The 16,219-nt window shown below is 64.8% G+C and carries 13 protein-coding genes; 12 read left to right on the forward strand and 1 reads right to left on the reverse strand.

Going from position 1 to position 16,219, the window contains the following annotated elements; genetic code table 11:
* The first annotated feature begins 93 nt into the window (after nt 1-93).
* The 11 genes from ACSE4D_RS11235 to ACSE4D_RS11285 all read left to right on the forward strand — a co-directional run bounded on the left by ACSE4D_RS11235 (nt 94) and on the right by ACSE4D_RS11285 (nt 11,684).
* A complete protein-coding gene (locus ACSE4D_RS11235; RefSeq protein ID WP_436325961.1) occupies nt 94-1,227 on the forward strand; it encodes an ABC transporter permease in 1,134 nt (377 codons plus the stop codon).
* Nucleotides 1,227-2,210, forward strand: a complete 984-nt coding sequence (locus tag ACSE4D_RS11240; protein ID WP_425119876.1) for an ABC transporter permease — start codon at nt 1,227-1,229, stop codon at nt 2,208-2,210. Before ACSE4D_RS11235 ends, ACSE4D_RS11240 begins: the two co-directional genes overlap by 1 nt.
* The gene (locus ACSE4D_RS11245) at nt 2,210-3,865 is read left to right on the forward strand and encodes an ATP-binding cassette domain-containing protein (protein ID WP_135540060.1); all 1,656 of its coding nucleotides are present in this window, start codon (nt 2,210-2,212) and stop codon (nt 3,863-3,865) included. Before ACSE4D_RS11240 ends, ACSE4D_RS11245 begins: the two co-directional genes overlap by 1 nt.
* Nucleotides 3,858-5,009, forward strand: a complete 1,152-nt coding sequence (locus ACSE4D_RS11250) for a S66 peptidase family protein (RefSeq protein ID WP_135540062.1) — start codon at nt 3,858-3,860, stop codon at nt 5,007-5,009. Before ACSE4D_RS11245 ends, ACSE4D_RS11250 begins: the two co-directional genes overlap by 8 nt.
* Nucleotides 5,006-5,806 carry a serine hydrolase gene (locus ACSE4D_RS11255; RefSeq protein ID WP_135540064.1) on the forward strand — a complete coding sequence of 267 codons (801 nt, stop codon included), beginning with the start codon at nt 5,006-5,008 and terminating at the stop codon, nt 5,804-5,806. Before ACSE4D_RS11250 ends, ACSE4D_RS11255 begins: the two co-directional genes overlap by 4 nt.
* Before the next feature lie 142 nt (nt 5,807-5,948).
* Complete coding sequence (locus ACSE4D_RS11260; protein ID WP_135540066.1) at nt 5,949-6,260, forward strand: DUF3870 domain-containing protein; 312 nt, start codon at nt 5,949-5,951, stop codon at nt 6,258-6,260.
* Between the two features lie 132 nt (nt 6,261-6,392).
* Entirely contained in the window at nt 6,393-7,550 is a 1,158-nt protein-coding gene (locus tag ACSE4D_RS11265) for a DUF819 family protein (protein WP_135540102.1), read from the forward strand.
* A gap of 67 nt (nt 7,551-7,617) precedes the next feature.
* Nucleotides 7,618-8,823, forward strand: a complete 1,206-nt coding sequence (locus tag ACSE4D_RS11270) for a dipeptidase (RefSeq protein ID WP_135540068.1) — start codon at nt 7,618-7,620, stop codon at nt 8,821-8,823.
* Complete coding sequence (locus tag ACSE4D_RS11275; RefSeq protein ID WP_436325962.1) at nt 8,820-9,521, forward strand: type 1 glutamine amidotransferase; 702 nt, start codon at nt 8,820-8,822, stop codon at nt 9,519-9,521. The genes ACSE4D_RS11270 and ACSE4D_RS11275 overlap by 4 nt, the downstream gene beginning before the upstream one ends.
* A gap of 78 nt (nt 9,522-9,599) precedes the next feature.
* Nucleotides 9,600-11,030: an APC family permease gene (locus ACSE4D_RS11280; protein ID WP_240689821.1), complete on the forward strand. Its 1,431-nt coding sequence runs from the start codon at nt 9,600-9,602 to the stop codon at nt 11,028-11,030.
* A gap of 258 nt (nt 11,031-11,288) precedes the next feature.
* Nucleotides 11,289-11,684, forward strand: a complete 396-nt coding sequence (locus ACSE4D_RS11285; RefSeq protein WP_135540072.1) for a universal stress protein — start codon at nt 11,289-11,291, stop codon at nt 11,682-11,684.
* A 214-nt stretch (nt 11,685-11,898) separates the two neighbouring features.
* Here the strand turns inward: ACSE4D_RS11285 and ACSE4D_RS11290 are convergent, their stop codons facing one another.
* Nucleotides 11,899-13,059, reverse strand: a complete 1,161-nt coding sequence (locus ACSE4D_RS11290; RefSeq protein WP_436325963.1) for an NAD(P)/FAD-dependent oxidoreductase — start codon at nt 13,057-13,059, stop codon at nt 11,899-11,901.
* 721 nt (nt 13,060-13,780) lie between these two features.
* Here ACSE4D_RS11290 and ACSE4D_RS11295 point away from each other — a divergent pair.
* Nucleotides 13,781-16,126 (forward strand): DUF222 domain-containing protein, encoded by a 2,346-nt coding sequence (locus ACSE4D_RS11295; RefSeq protein ID WP_425119880.1) that lies wholly within the window; start codon nt 13,781-13,783, stop codon nt 16,124-16,126.
* Nucleotides 16,127-16,219: the final 93 nt, after the last annotated feature.

Genomic DNA, 16,219 nt, shown 5'->3' on the forward strand with positions numbered 1-16,219 from the left:
GCGGCACCCGGAGCCTCGGACGGCACGGCAGACCCGACCGGCAGACCAGCCTGAACGGGGCCGGACGCGGCCCCCACGATCTGGAGCACCACAGTGAGCACACCCACCCACGACGATCCCCAGCCCGGGGAATCCCGACCTGGGGACCCCCGACCCGGGGACCCCGCCGCCCCGGGCGCATCTTCGGAGAACTCGACGGCCGCCTCGGCGCCGGGATCCGTCGGCACCGCCGACATGGACGAACCACCTGCGGGCGGATCATTCGCCCGTTACCTGCTGGGCAAGATCGGCGGGGCCGCGACATCGATGGTGCTCGTCATCCTCCTCGGCTTCTTCGCCTTCCGCATGCTGCCCGGCGACCCGGTGCTCAAGATCGCCAAGGAACGGCCGATGAGTCCGGCGCAGATCGCCGAACTGTACCGCCAATACGGTCTCGACAAACCCGTCATCGTCCAGTTCTGGGATTATCTCGTCGGCATCGTCACCGGTGACCTCGGCGAGTCCTACGTCTACCGCAAGTCCGTGTCCTCGCTCATCGGCGACTACCTCGGGCCGACGCTGCTGCTGACCGCCACCGCAGCGGTCATCGCGATCGCTCTGGGCCTGTGGCTCGGACAGCTCTCGGCCTGGCGGCGCAATTCGCTCTTCGACAAACTCGCCTCCTCGACCTCGCTGGTGTTCTGGTCGGTGCCGACGTTCTGGCTCGGCCTCATCCTGCTCATGATCTTCGGCGGCACCCTGCAGTGGCTGCCCACCGGCGGCATGATCACCCCCGGACTCGACCCGTGGTCGCCCGCCGGCATCATCGACGTCATCAAACACCTCATCCTGCCCGTCATCTCGCTCGTCGCGGTCGTCTACGCGCAGTTCCTCATGGTCATGCGCGCGTCCCTCCTCGAGGAGATGAACGAGGACTACCTCACTACCGCTCGAGCCAAGGGCCTGAACGAGGACGAAGTCCGCCGCAGACATGCCGTGCCCAACGCGCTGCTGCCGACCGTCACCGTCGTCTTCCTCCACATCGGCGGGCTCATCGCCGGCGCCGTCACCGTCGAAGCGGTGTTCTCCTGGCCGGGTCTCGGAAAACTCACCTTCGAAGCGATCCGCGGCCCCGACCTGCCGCTTCTGCAGGGCACATTCGTCGTGTTCTCGGCGATCATCATCCTGATGAACCTCGCCGCCGACATCGTCTACCGATTCCTCGATCCCCGCGTCAGGAGGGCCTGATGAGCGCGAACACCCCCGCCGAGGCGGCCCCCGACCCCTCATCGAACGAACCGAATCCGCGTGGATCGGAAACACGGGGATCAACGCCCGCCATCGACGGGGCCAAACTCATCCGCGAACGTCGGCTCAACAATGCGAAGAAGAACTGGGCGCTGTTCCGCGCGGACGTGCCCGCGCTCATCGGCGCGGTCGTCCTCCTGTTCTTCATCGTCATCGCGGTCGCCGCCCCGATCATCGCTCCCGAATCGATGCTCGACGTCACGAAGCAGCTCGATGCCCCTCGCTACGCCCCACCGAGCCTCGACCACCCCTTGGGCACCGATGGTCTGGGCCGAGAGCTGTGGGTGCGCATCCTCTGGGGTGCCCGCGTATCCATCCTCGTCGGTGTCGCGGCGACCGTCATGTCGATGGTCATCGGCACCATCATGGGCCTGGCCGCAGGCCACTTCACCGGACTGTTCGGCGGCGTCATCATGCGCATCGTCGACTTCTTCATCGTCCTTCCGTCCCTGCTGCTGGCGATCGTGCTCTCCTCCGTCCTCGAACGCGGAGTCCTCACCATCGTCATCGCCATCGGACTGACCTCCTGGGCCTCGACCGCACGGATCGTGCGCTCGCAGACCCTGAGCGTAGAATCTCGGCTCTACATCGAACGGGCGCGCATCCTCGGTGCCGGTCATCGGCATATTCTGTTCCGGCACCTGCTGCCGGCAGTGATGCCGCTCGTGCTCGCGAACACGACGCTGACCGTCGGCGGTGCGATCATCGCCGAATCGACGCTGTCGTTCCTCGGCCTCGGCGATACGAGCAAGGAATCATGGGGAACGATTCTGAAGAACTCGATGGATGTCTCGGCCGCGACCTCCGGATACTGGTGGTACGTGCTCACCCCGGGTGTGGCGATCCTCCTCGTCGTGCTTGCGTTCACGATGGTCGGGCGCGCGTTCGAAGCCATCATCAACCCGGCCCTGAGGAGTCGCTGATGACCGATCTCAGCTTCGAGAACGTCTCGATCACCTACCGCTCCTCCACCGACCGCGGCGATGTCATCGCCGTCAGCGACGTCAGCCTCGACCTGCCGGCAGGGGCCACGCTGGGCATCGCCGGCGAATCCGGTTCCGGGAAGTCGACGCTGATCATGTCGGCCCTGCGCCTGCTGCCGAAGTCGGCTCGGCTGGATGGGCGGGTCCTCCTCGGCGGGAAGGACATCAAGGAGCTGAGCTTCGGCGAGATCCGCGCGGTCCGCTGGGCGCAGGCCTCGATCGTTTTCCAAGGTGCCCTGCATTCGCTCAACCCGGTCCGTGAGGTGGGCAAGCAGATCATCGAAGCCCTCGAACACCATGCGAAGGGCACGTGGACGACTCCGGAGAAGCGCCGGGAGCGGATGTTCGGACTCCTCGATGAGGTCGACCTCGAGAGAGCGAAGGCCAGCGCCTACCCGCACGAACTCTCCGGCGGGCAGAAGCAGCGGATCATGATCGCCATGGCGCTCGCGTGCGAACCGGACATCATCATCGCCGACGAACCGACCACTGCCCTCGACGTCATCGTGCAGAAACAGATCCTGTCCGGACTGGCCGACCTCGTGGCCGACCGAGGCATATCGCTGCTGATGATCAGCCACGACCTCGCCGTGCTTTCGGCCGTCTGCGCGAATCTCGCGATCATGCGCCATGGTGAGCTCGTCGAATACGGGCCCAGCGACGAGGTGTGCCTGCAGCCGCAAGTGGAATACACGAAGCAGCTGGCCGGTGCGTTCCCGCAGATCGGGGACCCCGAATCACGGTTGCATCCGCGCACTCTCAAACCCGCCGAGGTGCACCGGGCCGAACCGTTCGCCATGAGCGAGGAGGTGGTGCTCGAGGCGAAGAACCTCAGCGTCTCCTTCGATACCCGCAGAGGACGGGAACGCGCCGTGCGTGGGGTCGACCTCAAGCTGCGCAGGGCCGAGATCCTCGCCGTCGTCGGCCAGTCGGGTTCGGGGAAGACGACCTTGGCACGGTCGCTGCTCGGACTGCAGGAGGTGGAGCCGGGCTCGCAGCTGGCCTTCGCCGGCTCGCCCCTGCCACGGAAGGCGAAGGCGCTGCGAACGTTCCGGAGGAAGGTGCAGATGATCCTTCAAGATCCTTCGGGGTCGCTCAACCCCAAGCGCAGCGTCTACGAGGCCGTGGTCGAAGGACTGCGGGTGCAGGGGATCAGGGACCGTCAGTACGAGAGGGTCATCGGGGCACTCGAAGCCGCCGAGCTCACTCCCGCCGCGGACTACCTCGAATCGATTCCGCAGGAGCTCTCCGGAGGGCAGCGGCAGCGTGTCGTCATCGCCGGCGCCTTGGCTCTGGAACCGCAGCTGCTCATCGCCGATGAGCCGGTGGCGTCGCTGGACGCCTCGGTGCGCGGAGAGATCCTGTCGCTGTTCCTCGCTTTGAAGAAGAACCTCGGGATGAGTGCCCTCATCATCACCCACGACCTCGGGCTGGCCTGGAACATCGCGGACACCGTGGCCGTGATGAAGAAAGGTGAGATTGTGGAATACGGTGAAGTCGACACGGTGCTGTCGAATCCACAGCACGAATACACGCAGGAACTGCTGGCCGCGGTTCCGCGACTGGGAAGTCAGAGTCTGGTGAGGAATGAGTAGAACGGAAATCTCGAGCTCGTATCTTGAGTCGGCGCCGCTGCAGGCCGGGGACACCGTCCGCCTGATCGCGCCCTCGGGCCCGACCGATGAGGAGTCGCTGCTTCGCGCGATCGCGCAGCTCGAATCCTGGGGTCTGCGCGTCGTGCCTGGTGAGAACATCCGTGCCCGTCACCCGCGGGTGACCTATCTGGCCGGCACCGATCGGCAGCGGCGCGACGACCTCGTCGACGCCTGGTGCGATCCGGGCACCGATGCCGTCATCGCACTGCGCGGCGGCTTCGGGGCGATGCGGCTGCTCGACGGCATCGACTTCGACCTCATGCGCAGGCACATGCGGCGGCGTGACGGTCGGCCCAAGCTGCTCACCGGGTCCTCGGACATCACCGCGCTGCACCAGGCGTGGGAGCATCACCTGGGGGTGGCGACGCTGTTCTGCCCGATGGTCGGCAACGATCCGTTCAAGAATTCGGCCGTCGTGCCCGACGAGGTGGCCTCCTGGCTGTTCGACCATTGGGGCGGCCGCGAACTCGGCTTCCCCGCGGAGGACGCAGACACGGAGAATAGGTCACCATCGGACATTTCTGGCGCCGAAAAGTCTCCGAAAGTGACCAATTTTCTGCCGGACACTGTCGCGGGGGATGCGAATCGTCCTCTCAGCCGGGCGCAGACTCTGGTTCCCGGGCGAGCGCGGGGCCGCCTCGGCGGGGGAAATCTCAGTCTCATCGCCGCAGGCATGGGCAGTCCCGAGCTCGCCGATGTCCGCGACCGTCGGCAGAAGTACGGCCCGAGCGTCCTCATGCTCGAAGATGTCGACGAGGAACTGTACCGGCTCGACAACCTGCTGGTGCAGCTGGTCCGCGGCGGATGGTTCGCCTCGGCCGATGCCGTGGTGCTCGGGTCGTGGGAGGACTGCGCGAAGGTGCACGAGGTCGAGGCGCTGGTCATCGACTACCTCGGCGATGCGGGCATTCCGATCGTGTCCGAGCTCGGTTTCGGGCACGACCCGGATGCGCCCAGCGTCCCGCTCGGTGTCGACGTCACCCTCGACGCTCCGGCCGGTGAGGTGCCGCGGCTGTGGGTGGACCGAGCGGACGGGCATGATGCGGCAGCGAACACAACAGCGGAAGGAGCGGCTCAACGATGAGCGAACTGAAATTCGATGGACTGCCCGGAGTGCGCTTCAGTGCTCTGGCCTTCGACGTCGACAGCGGGGAACGGGTGTTCGCTCACAGAGAGAACGACGAACTCGACACCGCCAGCATGGGCAAGGTCTTCCTGCTCCACACGGCACTGCAGATGTCTAAGGACGGCACGCTTGACCTGGAGGAACGCCTGCACCGCAGGCCGTCGGAACGAGTCGACGAATCCGGGATCTGGTACCTCATGGAGCAGGACGACCTGAGCATCTTCGACGTCGCTCTGCTCATCGGCGCGTTCAGCGACAACTTCGCCACGAACGTGCTCATCCGCCGGGTCGGTTTGGCCAATGTCGCGGAGCAGGTGGACAAGCTCGGGTACCGGAATTCGGGTCTGCACGACTTCCTGCGCTGGCCGCGACCTGCCAAGGCCCCGCGGACCCTGTCGACGGGCACGGCCGCGGAGATCAGTGACTTCATGGCCAGGCATGCCAAGGACGAGTTCTGGGACGAATCGACGAACGAGGTCTTCCGCCGCTGGTTGGGGGCCGGTGCGGACACCTCGATGGTCGCCTCGGCGTTCGACCTCGACCCGCTTGCGCACTACAACTACCAGCGCGACGTGTGGGTGTGGAACAAGACAGGCACGAACGGGACGATCAGGGCCGATGCCGGGATCGTCATGACGCGCACCCGCCGTGTCGCCTATGCGGTGTTCGCGAACTGGGAGCCGGGCACCGACCGCGTCGTCGACGTCATGCCGATCATGCGCGAAGCCGGCGACGCCATCCACCGGTTCCTATGACCGTGACTGCCGTCGATGCGACCTCGCCTTGCAACGCACGACCTTCGTCGTCAGCCGCACGACCCTCGACTGCGTCTGGTCGAAGTTCGACTCCCTCTGAACCACCCCCGGCGCGGAGAACCGTGGGGTAGTCTGGTGGGCGATGTCCGAAACGATCTACCTCACTGGCGAAGCGAAGGCTCCGTCGAACAACCCGATCACCAGCCAGTTCGGTCTGTTCTACGTGGCTTTCGAGATCGATCCGGGCACCCACCGCATCCTCGATGTGGACTGCACGGCGACGTTGGCTCTGACTCGAAACTTCATTCGGAGCCTGTTCGTCGATGCCGACATCACGGACCCCGGTCGACTGATAGAGCGCATCCAGCGCCGCTACCACGGCTCCTCGCAGAAGGCCCTGATCACAGCAGTGAACAACGCCGTGAAGAAGTACCGCGAGGTTGCCGCTCAGTAGCGCGTCCGACCACCGCGATTGCCCGGTCCCTCACCGGACCGGATCCGATCGACAACTGCACATTGCTTCATCCCCGGTGCCGCCGACGGTGTCGCTGTCGGGGTGGACGAATTCAATGAGGAAGTGTCGTTTGTGATCACGGACGGTTATCTATTCATCAGCCTGCTTCTGGCGATCTCCGCAGCGCTCGTCGTTGCGGACCGGAGCGGGCGTTTCAGACTCTTCAAGTATGTGCCCGGCTTCGTCATCCTCTATATCGTGGCCGCGCTGCTCAACACCATCGGCGTCTTCGACCACAACGGCGGGGATATCGACGACGTCGGCGATACTCTGCGCACGGCGCTGCTGCCCGCGATGATCCTGCTCATGCTGTTCAAATGCGATATTCGGCAGATCATCAAGCTCGGTCCGAAGCTGCTGCTGACCTTCGCCGTGACCGCGGCGAGCATCATCGCCGGGTTCATCATCAGCTATCTGATCCTGCACTCCAGTCTCGACCCCGAAGCGTGGAAGGCCCTCGGCGCACTCAACGCCTCGTGGACGGGCGGTTCGGCGAACATGGTTGCGGTGCAGGAGGTCCTCCATGCTCCCGAGGATGTGTTCGGTTACGTCCTCATCGTCGACACGGTGCTCTACTCGTTCTGGCTGCTGCTCATCTTCTCCTCCGTCACGGTCTCCGACGCGTTCAACCGGTGGACGGAGGCCGATATGTCGAAGCTCGATTTCACCGACAGGGTCGACGCGGAGGAGGAGAAGCCGATGACTCTGTCGTCGATGTTCGGGCTCATCGGATTTGCGCTCCTGGCCTCGGCACTGGCGATCCGCCTCGGCGAACTGCTTCCAGAGGTCGGTGTGGTCATCAACGCCACTGCGTGGACGATCCTCATCGTCAGCGTCCTCGGCCTCGTCATCGGATCGACTCGGTTCGGCAAGACCTCCGGGTCCAATGAGCTGGCGACGATCCTGCTCTACCTCATCATCGGCATCATCGCCTCCGGCTCGGACTTCACGTCTCTGGCGGAAGCACCGCTGTACCTGGTGGCCGGAATCATCGTCCTGGTCGTCCACATCGCCATCATGCTCGTCTACGCGAAACTCACTCGCACCGAACTCTTCAGCATCGCCGTGGCCAGCACCGCGAACATCGGCGGCATCGCCTCGGCGCCGGTCGTCGCGGGTGCCTTCAACCGGCAGCTCGTCCCGGTCGGTGTGCTGTTCGCGCTGATGGGCACGTTCCTCGGCACGTTCCTGGGTCTGTGGTCGGCACAGCTGCTCTCTGGACTCGGATAATGGCTTCGACGCAGACCTGCACTCAAGCTCCGCACCTCACTCACGCCTCATCGGAAGGATCAGCATCGTGACCGTAACAGATTCCACCAACGCCGCCGCCGGCAGTTCCGCAGGCGCCTCGAGCAGCGCAGTCATCGACGTCTTCGACGGGCACAACGACCTCGCGTGGTTCCTGCGCGAGGAACGCGACTACAGCGTGGAGGGACTCAACGATCCGTCAGTCTCGCCCTTCACGACGATGGACCAGCTGCGTGCCGGCGGCGTCGCTGCGCAGTACTGGTCCGTCTACGTCCATTCCTCGATCACCGGCGCGGACGCGGTCAAGGCCACGTGGGAGCAGATCGACGCCATCCAGCGCGTGGTCAGCGCCTACCCCGAACGTCTCGCTTTCGCCCGCACCGCCGCCGACGTCCGTGCCGCGCGCGCCGCTGGGAAGGTCGCCTCACTCATGGGCGTCGAAGGCGGGCAGCAGATCGACGAGTCGCTGGCAGTGCTGCGCTCCTACGCCCGTGCCGGGGCCCGATACATGACGCTGACATGGTCGACCACGCATTCGTGGGCCGACTCGGCGACCGACGAACCGCAGCACGGGGGCCTGAGCGAATTCGGCCGTGAGGTCGTGGCGGAGATGAACCGGATCGGCATGATCCTCGACCTCTCCCATGTCGCGCCGAGCGTCATGCACCAGTCGCTCGACCAGTCGACCCTGCCGGTGCTCTTCACCCACTCCTGCGCCTACGGGCTCAACCCGCACCCGCGCAACATCCCCGATGACGTCCTCGACCGTGTGCCAGGCAACGGGGGAGTGGCGATGATGACCTTCGTGCCCTCCTTCGTCTCCAACGCCCGACGCGAATGGATCGACGCCGGAGAACAGGGCGCCGCCCCCGAGGTGGGAGTGGCCGAGGTCGCCGACCACTGCGATTACGTCCGCGAGAGGATCGGCATCGATCACATCGGCCTCGGCGGCGACATCTGCGGAGTCGACGAACTGCCCACCGGACTCGGCGACGCAGGCCAGTACCCGAACCTGTTCGCCGAACTCACCTCCCGCGGGTGGTCGCAGACCGACCTGCGCAAGCTCGGCTTCGACAATGCGATGCGCGTCCTCGACGCGCACGAGGACGCGTACACGGCCTTCCTCGGCTCCGCGGACGAGGCACCGTCGGCGACGAACGGAACGGCCGCCTCGGCGAAGGAAGGCGGAAGCGTCGCCGACACCGCCTCTTCGGAGACGAACGGTCCGGCCGCCTCGGCGGGGGTCGAATCATGACTCGGCTGCTCATCATCGTCAATGACGTCGAATCCCAACCTGGGCTGCTGACACAATGGATGATCAGCGAAAACGTCGAATTCGATCTGCGCATCGGCGGGGTCTCGTCCCTGCCGCGGCCGGCCGACCTCGATGCCTACGACGGGCTCATCATGCTCGGCGGCGGGTACATGCCCGATGAGACGGACCGCGCGCCCTGGCTGACCGATGAGGCCGAGCTCGTCCGGCATGCACTGGACACGGATCTGCCGCAGCTGGGGATCTGCCTCGGCGGGCAGCTCATCGCCCACGTCATCGGCGCCGATGTGCGTGCCCGGACAGGAGCCCCGGAAAAGGGCTATACACGCATCAACACCACCACCGAGGCGGCCGCCGACCCCGTGTTCTCGGAGATCCGGGAGCAGACGTCGTTCGTCGAAAGCCATGTCGATCGGATCGTGGCGCTGCCGCAGGAGGTGACGCTTCTGGCCACGAGCGCGGCGTGTGAGTTCCAGGCCTTCCGGTTCGGCCGGGCGTGGGGGACGCAGTTCCATCCGGAGTCGACTCGGGCGAATATCGAACGCTGGGATGCGCAGAAGCTGGCAGATCTGGGCTTCGACAAGGACACACTGCTCGATGAGGCGCGGGAGCTGGGGCCGGAGAGCGAACGCGATGCCAAGGCTCTGTTTTCGGCATTTCTCACTGTGGTCCGTGATTAGGCATACTAGGCGAGGTCCTGGCCAGAGTCAGGGCAGCCAGATCTGCGGCACAGTGGCCGCAGCGGACACGGAGGAATCGTGAGCGATAAAGAACCCACGACCACAATCGACCCCGGTGACGGCCCCCAACCCGAGACTCTCAAACGGGTCATGGGGCCGAAGCTGCTGCTTCTGTTCATCGTCGGTGACATCCTCGGAACCGGTGTCTATGCGCTGACCGGCAAAGTAGCCGGGCAGGTCGGCGGTGCCGGTTGGGCGCCGGTGATCCTCGCCTTCCTCATCGCGCTGATCACCGCGTTCTCCTATATGGAGCTCGTGACGAAGTATCCGCATGCCGCGGGTGCCGCGCTGTACACGCACAAGGCGTTCGGGATCCATTTCGTGACGTTCCTCGTCGCCTTCGCCGTGCTCAGCTCCGGAATCACTTCGGCGTCGACGGCGTCGAATGTCTTCGCCGCGAACCTCGTGGCCGGTTTCGGCTGGGACATCTCGGGCACAGGGGTGATGTGGATTGCCCTGGCCTTCCTCACCCTCATCGCTCTGATCAACCTCCGCGGTGTCGGCGAGAGCGTGTGGTTCAACGTGTTCCTCACCCTCGTCGAGCTCTCCGGTCTGCTGCTGGTCATCGTCGTCGGATTCTTCGCTCTCGGTTCGGGGCATGCGGACTTCTCACGCGTGATGATCTTCGAGACCGCCGGTGACAAGAGCGTCTTCCTGGCGGTCACCGGCGCCACGGCGCTCGCCTTCTTCTCCATGGTCGGCTTCGAGGACTCGGTGAACATGGTCGAGGAGACGAAGGACCCACGGGTGTTCCCGAAGATCATGCTCTCGGGTCTGACGATCACCGGCATCATCTACGTGCTGGTCTCCATCGTCACCGTCGCGGCCGTGCCGATCGGTGTGCTCACCGAGAGCGAGACTCCGCTGCTCGAAGTCGTCCGCGAAGGCGCCCCGGGGCTGCCGATCGACACGATCTTCCCTTTCATGACGATGTTCGCCGTAGCGAACTCGGCGCTGATCAATATGCTCATGGCCAGCCGTCTGCTCTACGGAATGGCGAAGCAGAATGTGCTGCCGCCCGTATTCGCGAAGGTCATGGCCGGCCGTCGCTCGCCGTGGGTGTCGATCATCTTCACGACGCTCATCGCCTATGCGCTCATCTTCGCGGTCAGCACGATCCTTCCCGAGTCCGTCACCGCGTCGTTGGGCGGTACCACCTCGCTGCTGCTGTTGGCGGTGTTCGCGGTCGTCAACGTCGCCGTGCTCGTCCTGCGCCGGAATCCGGTCGATCACGACCACTTCACAGCGCCGACGATCCTGCCGTGGATCGGCATCATCACCTGCGCGTTCCTCGTCGGTCCGTGGGCCCGCCTCGACGACCTCATCCAATATCAGATCGCCGTGGCGCTCGTCGGCATCGGCGTCGTTCTGTGGGTCGTGACCTGGTTGTGGAACCGTTCGACGACGGGCACGAGCACCCGGTTCCGCAATCCCGAAGAATTGACGTGAATCCACCTCTTCGCCGAGGTGGCCCCACCGTCCCGCATCGTCGAGGCGGCCCCGCCGTCCCGAATCGCCGAGACCACGACGTCGGGTGGGGCCGTGACCTCGGCGGTCGGGAGCGGTGATCGTGCCCTCGACGGTCGCCGTGATCATCGAAGAGCGGGCGCGGTTGCGGACTGTGTCATGGTGACTCGATATCCTGGGATGGTGGGTTACCGACCTGCACGCTCGGATCTGTTCAGCTCAACCCAACGAAGGTGAAAAATGACTGTTCTCGTCGGCTACGTCAACAACCCCGCCGGACATGCCGCCCTCGACGCCGGCATCGCACAGGCGAAGAAGGACGGCAAGGAGCTGGTCGTCGTCAATGCGTCGCGGTCGGTGCAGCACAATGATTCCTACCGCCTCGGCGATGGTGAGCTCGCTTCGGTCAAGGACTACCTGAGCAAGTCGGGCGTGGAATTTCGGGTGCTGACCCTCGGCAGCGAATACGATCCGGCCGAGCAGATCCTCGACACCGCCACCGAGGTGGCCGCCGAGCTGATCGTGCTCGGAACCAGGAAGCGGACCCCGGTCGGGAAGTTCCTCCTCGGATCGACGATTCAGAAGGTCATCCTCGACGCTGCGGTGCCCGTGCTCTGTGTGAAAGCTGCACACTGAGGTCATAGGCAGGGGGCGTTGGGCTCCTGCGACCGATGTGTCGGCCGTGCGGGTGCTTGCGTGCGCCCGAGCGCGGGCCGCACGGCGCGAATGTCTGCTCGTTGCATGCGGCTCCGGCTTCCGCCGTGCACGTTTCCGCGCGTATTTGCATGCGGCTCCGGTTTTCGCCGCGCACGTTTCCGCGCGTCGTTGCTGTTTCCGCCGGGCCGGTGGGTCAGTCGAGCGATTCCATGATGAGGTCGGCGTTGACCTGAGCACCGGTGAGCACGCCGCTGGCGGCACTGGCGACGACCATCGCCGAAATGTCCGCGCCGTTGCCCACAGCCCACACGCCCGGAACATCGGTTTGGCCTCCCATCTGCGTGGGAATAAAGCTGCCCATTCCGCTGGGATGTTCGACGACCTCGCCGCCGAGCTGGGTGAACAGTTCGGCATTCGCCCGCGCATATGCGCCGACGGTGAGCGCGTCGAAGACGATTTCGTTCGCCGCGTCTGTCGCGCCTGCCGCGGCAGCGTCTGCTGTCTCCGCCGCATCGACGGTGCCGGTGGTGGCCGCACCGGCGACGTCGACGGTGCCGACGATGTCGTCGTTGTCTGCGGTGTCGGACCCGGCGAAGGCATCTGCCGGCTCCAGCGAAACGACGGATTCGGCACCGACACGGGCCACCTCGGTGACGGTTGCGTCGACGTACTCGATCCCGAGCGATTCGAGCATCGCTGTCTGCTGCGCATCGGGTGCGGGCGCATCGTGGCGGATGAAGGTCACGCGGTTGCTGAGCTGGGAGAACAGCATCGCCTGATGGTAGGACATGGCGGTCGATCCGATGACGCCGATGCGCTGCCCGCGCACCTCGTAGCCATGGCAGTAGGGGCAGTGGAGGACTGTTTCGCCCCAGCCCTCTGCGAGGCCCGGGACGTCCGGCAGTTCATCGCTCGACCCGGTCGCGATGATGACGCGGCGGGCCGAGATCTGTGCCCCCGCCGAGGTGGTCAGTTCGAAGCGATGGCCCGGGGCCGCCTCGTTGAGACGATCGGCTTCTCCGGTCGCGGTGTCGGTCGGTTCGAGCCTGCGAACGTCGGCAGCGGTCGCGTCGATGAAGGTGACCCCGTATTCCTCCGCTTCGGCGCGGCCCTTTGCGATGAGATCGCGCGGGTTGATGCCCTCATTCCCGAGGACATTGTGAGCATGAGCGCTCGACTCGTTGCGGAGCTGACCTGCGTCGATGACGACGACGGAGCGCAGAGATCGGGCCAACGCGATCGATGCGGCGAGCCCACCTGCGCCTCCGCCGATGACGGCGATGTCGAAGGACTGTGCTGCAGATGCGGACTGAGCGCTCGGGGAGGATGCGGCGGGGGAGTTCGGGACGGGCATGGCGGGGGATGCTGGGTCGGACATGGCGGCGGAAGTTGGGTCGGACATGGCGGGGGAAGTTGGGTCGGACGGGCGGGAATTCTCGGGTGAGGTCGGTGCAGACATGATGCTCCTGAACGGTGGTGGGTGGTCGAAACGCCGAGGCGGTTCGGCCGAGGTTTGATGCCAACTTGAGTGTGGTCCTTTTGTTCTCCGGTGCGCAAGACAATTTGCAGAAACAGCAAACTCTGCGATGCATGTGACCGTGAGCCAACGGGAAGATCGCGCGGCTCGCACCGGGAAGCGACTGGTGGAATCTCCTGCGGCGGGGCCGCGGCTGGATGGGTACGGGGCGGTTGCTGTGGTTGGCGAGATGCGGAGCGGTTGCTGTGGCTGGATGGCTACGAAGCGGTTGCTGTGCTTGGCGGCTGGGGTTCTCATGTCAGGAGCGACCCGTAGGCTGAAGCCACTCGCTCGACGGTTGACCATGGCAATGGGCGGTCATAAGCAGCAACGGGCGACGGGGAGCAGCGTTTGGGGTGAAATGACAGCAACATCCACGAATCTCAGGTCTCACGACTGCTTCGCACAAGAACATCGCTGACGCGTTTGAAATCGGACATACTCGAACATCAAGAAAATAATCTCAAATAAATCGTACGTAACTATGGACTCCGTTCGATTTCGGGATTAGAATATAAGTAGCCGAAGACATCAACGATGATGAACGGATACAGAGAACATGGCTCTCATCCCCGACCGTAGGCACGAAAATCAGAGCGACGATGCAGCTCAACCAGCTGCCTCTGACGCGCACAATTCCGATTCCCCAGCACCCACACCCCCTGGAGAGAAGAGCACCTCCGGCCAGACCTATCGGGAGCTTCTTGAGCAGGCCGGTCTCGACCTGACCGGACACCCGCTTGCCGACCGCTTCGATGCCATCGCCGAAGAGCCGGATGAGTCCGATCCCGACGACGCAGCCTCGGCCTCGAGCCAGTCGACGCTGCAGGGAAGCGACTTCCGCGAAGGAGAAGGTCTGTGGACACGCAGGCGCAGCCGACCCCAGACCGAAGCGGAGGTCAAAGCGTGCATCGAGGAGATCGAAGCGCGCCAGGCTGCGTGGATGAAGAAGAAACGCGAAGAAGGGGAGACCCCAGAGCAGCGTGCAGCGCGAGAAGAGCGCGAGGCGCGTGAGGAGCTCGAAGCGGAGCGGCTTCGGGAGGAACTCGAGCGCGAAAGCGCGGAATTGGACGCTCGTTTCGCGCGGTTCGACGAACAGAAGCTGCGAGAACAGGAAGCCGATCTCGCGGCGGAAGCGGAGCGCGCCGAGCGACACAGGGCCGTGGCAGAAAGCCTGGCGGTGGAGAACGCAGCGGTTGAGGCCACGGGAGCCGAGAACACAGGGACCGTGAACTCCGGCGGGGCAGCGCACCCGCACCCTCTGCTCGACGACTATCGCTGGTCGGACCTCAAACACATTGCTCCTGAAGTCACCGACAGCGCCGAAATGCTGCAGAGCCTGCTGGGCGAACTCCATGATTTCACCCGTCCCATGGGTCCTGACGACGCCGTGATCATGCTCGACGGTCTTGAGACGCTCAATCGCCTGACCGAATCGCTGTCGGTCGTCACACTGTCGATATTCGAGCGGGTCGGGACTCCCCGCGACTACGGAGCCAAGTCGACACGGGCGCTGGTCCAGCACCGCCTGAACGTGTCCTCCCAGGAGGCCTACCGCCGCACCCAGCTTGCCGAACACCTCGGTAAGCGCACTGCCATGAGCGGAGAATCGATCGAGCCTGAGTTCCCGACGCTATCGGCGGCTCTGCGCGATGGCATCCTGTCCTCCAACCAAGCGTCGACGATCATCAAATGCCTGAAGAGTCTGTCGCCGAGGATCTCCGAAGACGATCGGCTCAAGGCCGAACGCCTGCTCGTGGAGAAAGCGCCGTCCGTCCGTGTGCGCGACATCCACGCTCTCTTCGAGGAGATCCTCGGCTGGATCGACCCCGACGGGCAGGAACCCAAAGACACAATCGACCGGGAGGACTTCAACGTCAACCTGCGCCAGCTCAAGGACGGAACCTGGACTCTCAAGGGTCGCCTCGACGCAGAGACCGGTGGAGTCCTCAACGGGCTGCTCACTTCGCGGATCAAAACCGACGACAAGTCGGACATCGACAACGACGGGCAGGCCACCGGAGGCGACGACGCGACGTCCAACGACGACGCCACCGACACCGACAACGACGGCGTCACCGAGACCGACAACAGCGTCACCGAGACCGACAACGGCGGCGTCGCGACCGGAAGCGACGCCGACACACCCGACAGCGACCAGTCCATCGTGGACACCTTCACCGAGGTTCTGCGCGGAGACCGCTCCGATTGCCGAGACCCCTCGCTCGACTTCTCGCCGCCGCAGGTCAGCGAAACCGGAGAAGCCCCCAAAGGAGCAGGAGTGCGCGAAGACGGCTCACTAGTCGCAATGGCCGAACAGCAGCCGAGCGTGCGGCGCCGCATCTACGAACGCTTCTCCAGTCTCATCGGCGGAATCGAGATGAACCGCATCAAGGCCGGCGCTGCTTACGCCCTGGTCGTCACGGCCAAGGCCGAGGACCTTGCCAAGCAGACCGGCAAAGCGGTGACCGGAGCCGAAGCGCCATTCCCGATCACCTCTGCGGCACTCGAAGGGCTCAACGGCTCGGTCTTCTTTCACCTCATGGGAGAGAAGGCCAAGTCGATGGCGCTGGCAACCGAACGACGATTGGCAACTGAGAAACAGCTGGCTGTCCTCGCCAGTCGTGACCAAGGATGCACCTTCCCCGGATGCGACACTCCTCCCGGCTGGTGCGAAGCCCACCACATCGTCCCGTGGGCCGACAAAGGCAAGACCGACGTCAACAACCTCACCTTGGTCTGCTCGGCTCACCACCATCTGATCGACAAATCCGATTGGTTCTGCACAACGCTCTTGGATGGGCGACCGGCGTGGGTGCCGCCGGCTTCATTCGACCCCGAAAGAAAACCGATCCTCCACGCCCGCTTCATCGCGCGCGAGATCGGAGAGACCCTCTTCGGGTGAGCGCCGGCGGCGAGTCGGCCGGACGCCTGTCATCGCGTCGGCCGATATCCACCCCAGGGGCGTTGCCGGAAACGGCGACTGCTCGTCCGCTCG

Source organism: Brevibacterium sp. FAM 27836 (assembly GCF_051351055.1).
Lineage (GTDB): Bacteria > Actinomycetota > Actinomycetes > Actinomycetales > Brevibacteriaceae > Brevibacterium.

What these genes read in the sequence shown, in the direction of transcription:
- ACSE4D_RS11240 (WP_425119876.1), top strand. Translation starts at nt 1,227, where the DNA reads ATGAGCGCGAACACCCCCGCCGAGGCGGCCCCCGACCCCTCATCGAAC.
- ACSE4D_RS11245 (WP_135540060.1), top strand. Translation starts at nt 2,210, where the DNA reads ATGACCGATCTCAGCTTCGAGAACGTCTCGATCACCTACCGCTCCTCC.
- ACSE4D_RS11250 (WP_135540062.1), top strand. Translation starts at nt 3,858, where the DNA reads ATGAGTAGAACGGAAATCTCGAGCTCGTATCTTGAGTCGGCGCCGCTG.
- ACSE4D_RS11255 (WP_135540064.1), top strand. Translation starts at nt 5,006, where the DNA reads ATGAGCGAACTGAAATTCGATGGACTGCCCGGAGTGCGCTTCAGTGCT.
- ACSE4D_RS11260 (WP_135540066.1), top strand. Translation starts at nt 5,949, where the DNA reads ATGTCCGAAACGATCTACCTCACTGGCGAAGCGAAGGCTCCGTCGAAC.
- ACSE4D_RS11275 (WP_436325962.1), top strand. Translation starts at nt 8,820, where the DNA reads ATGACTCGGCTGCTCATCATCGTCAATGACGTCGAATCCCAACCTGGG.
- ACSE4D_RS11285 (WP_135540072.1), top strand. Translation starts at nt 11,289, where the DNA reads ATGACTGTTCTCGTCGGCTACGTCAACAACCCCGCCGGACATGCCGCC.
- ACSE4D_RS11290 (WP_436325963.1), bottom strand. Translation starts at nt 13,059, where the DNA reads ATGCCCGTCCCGAACTCCCCCGCCGCATCCTCCCCGAGCGCTCAGTCC.
- ACSE4D_RS11295 (WP_425119880.1), top strand. Translation starts at nt 13,781, where the DNA reads ATGGCTCTCATCCCCGACCGTAGGCACGAAAATCAGAGCGACGATGCA.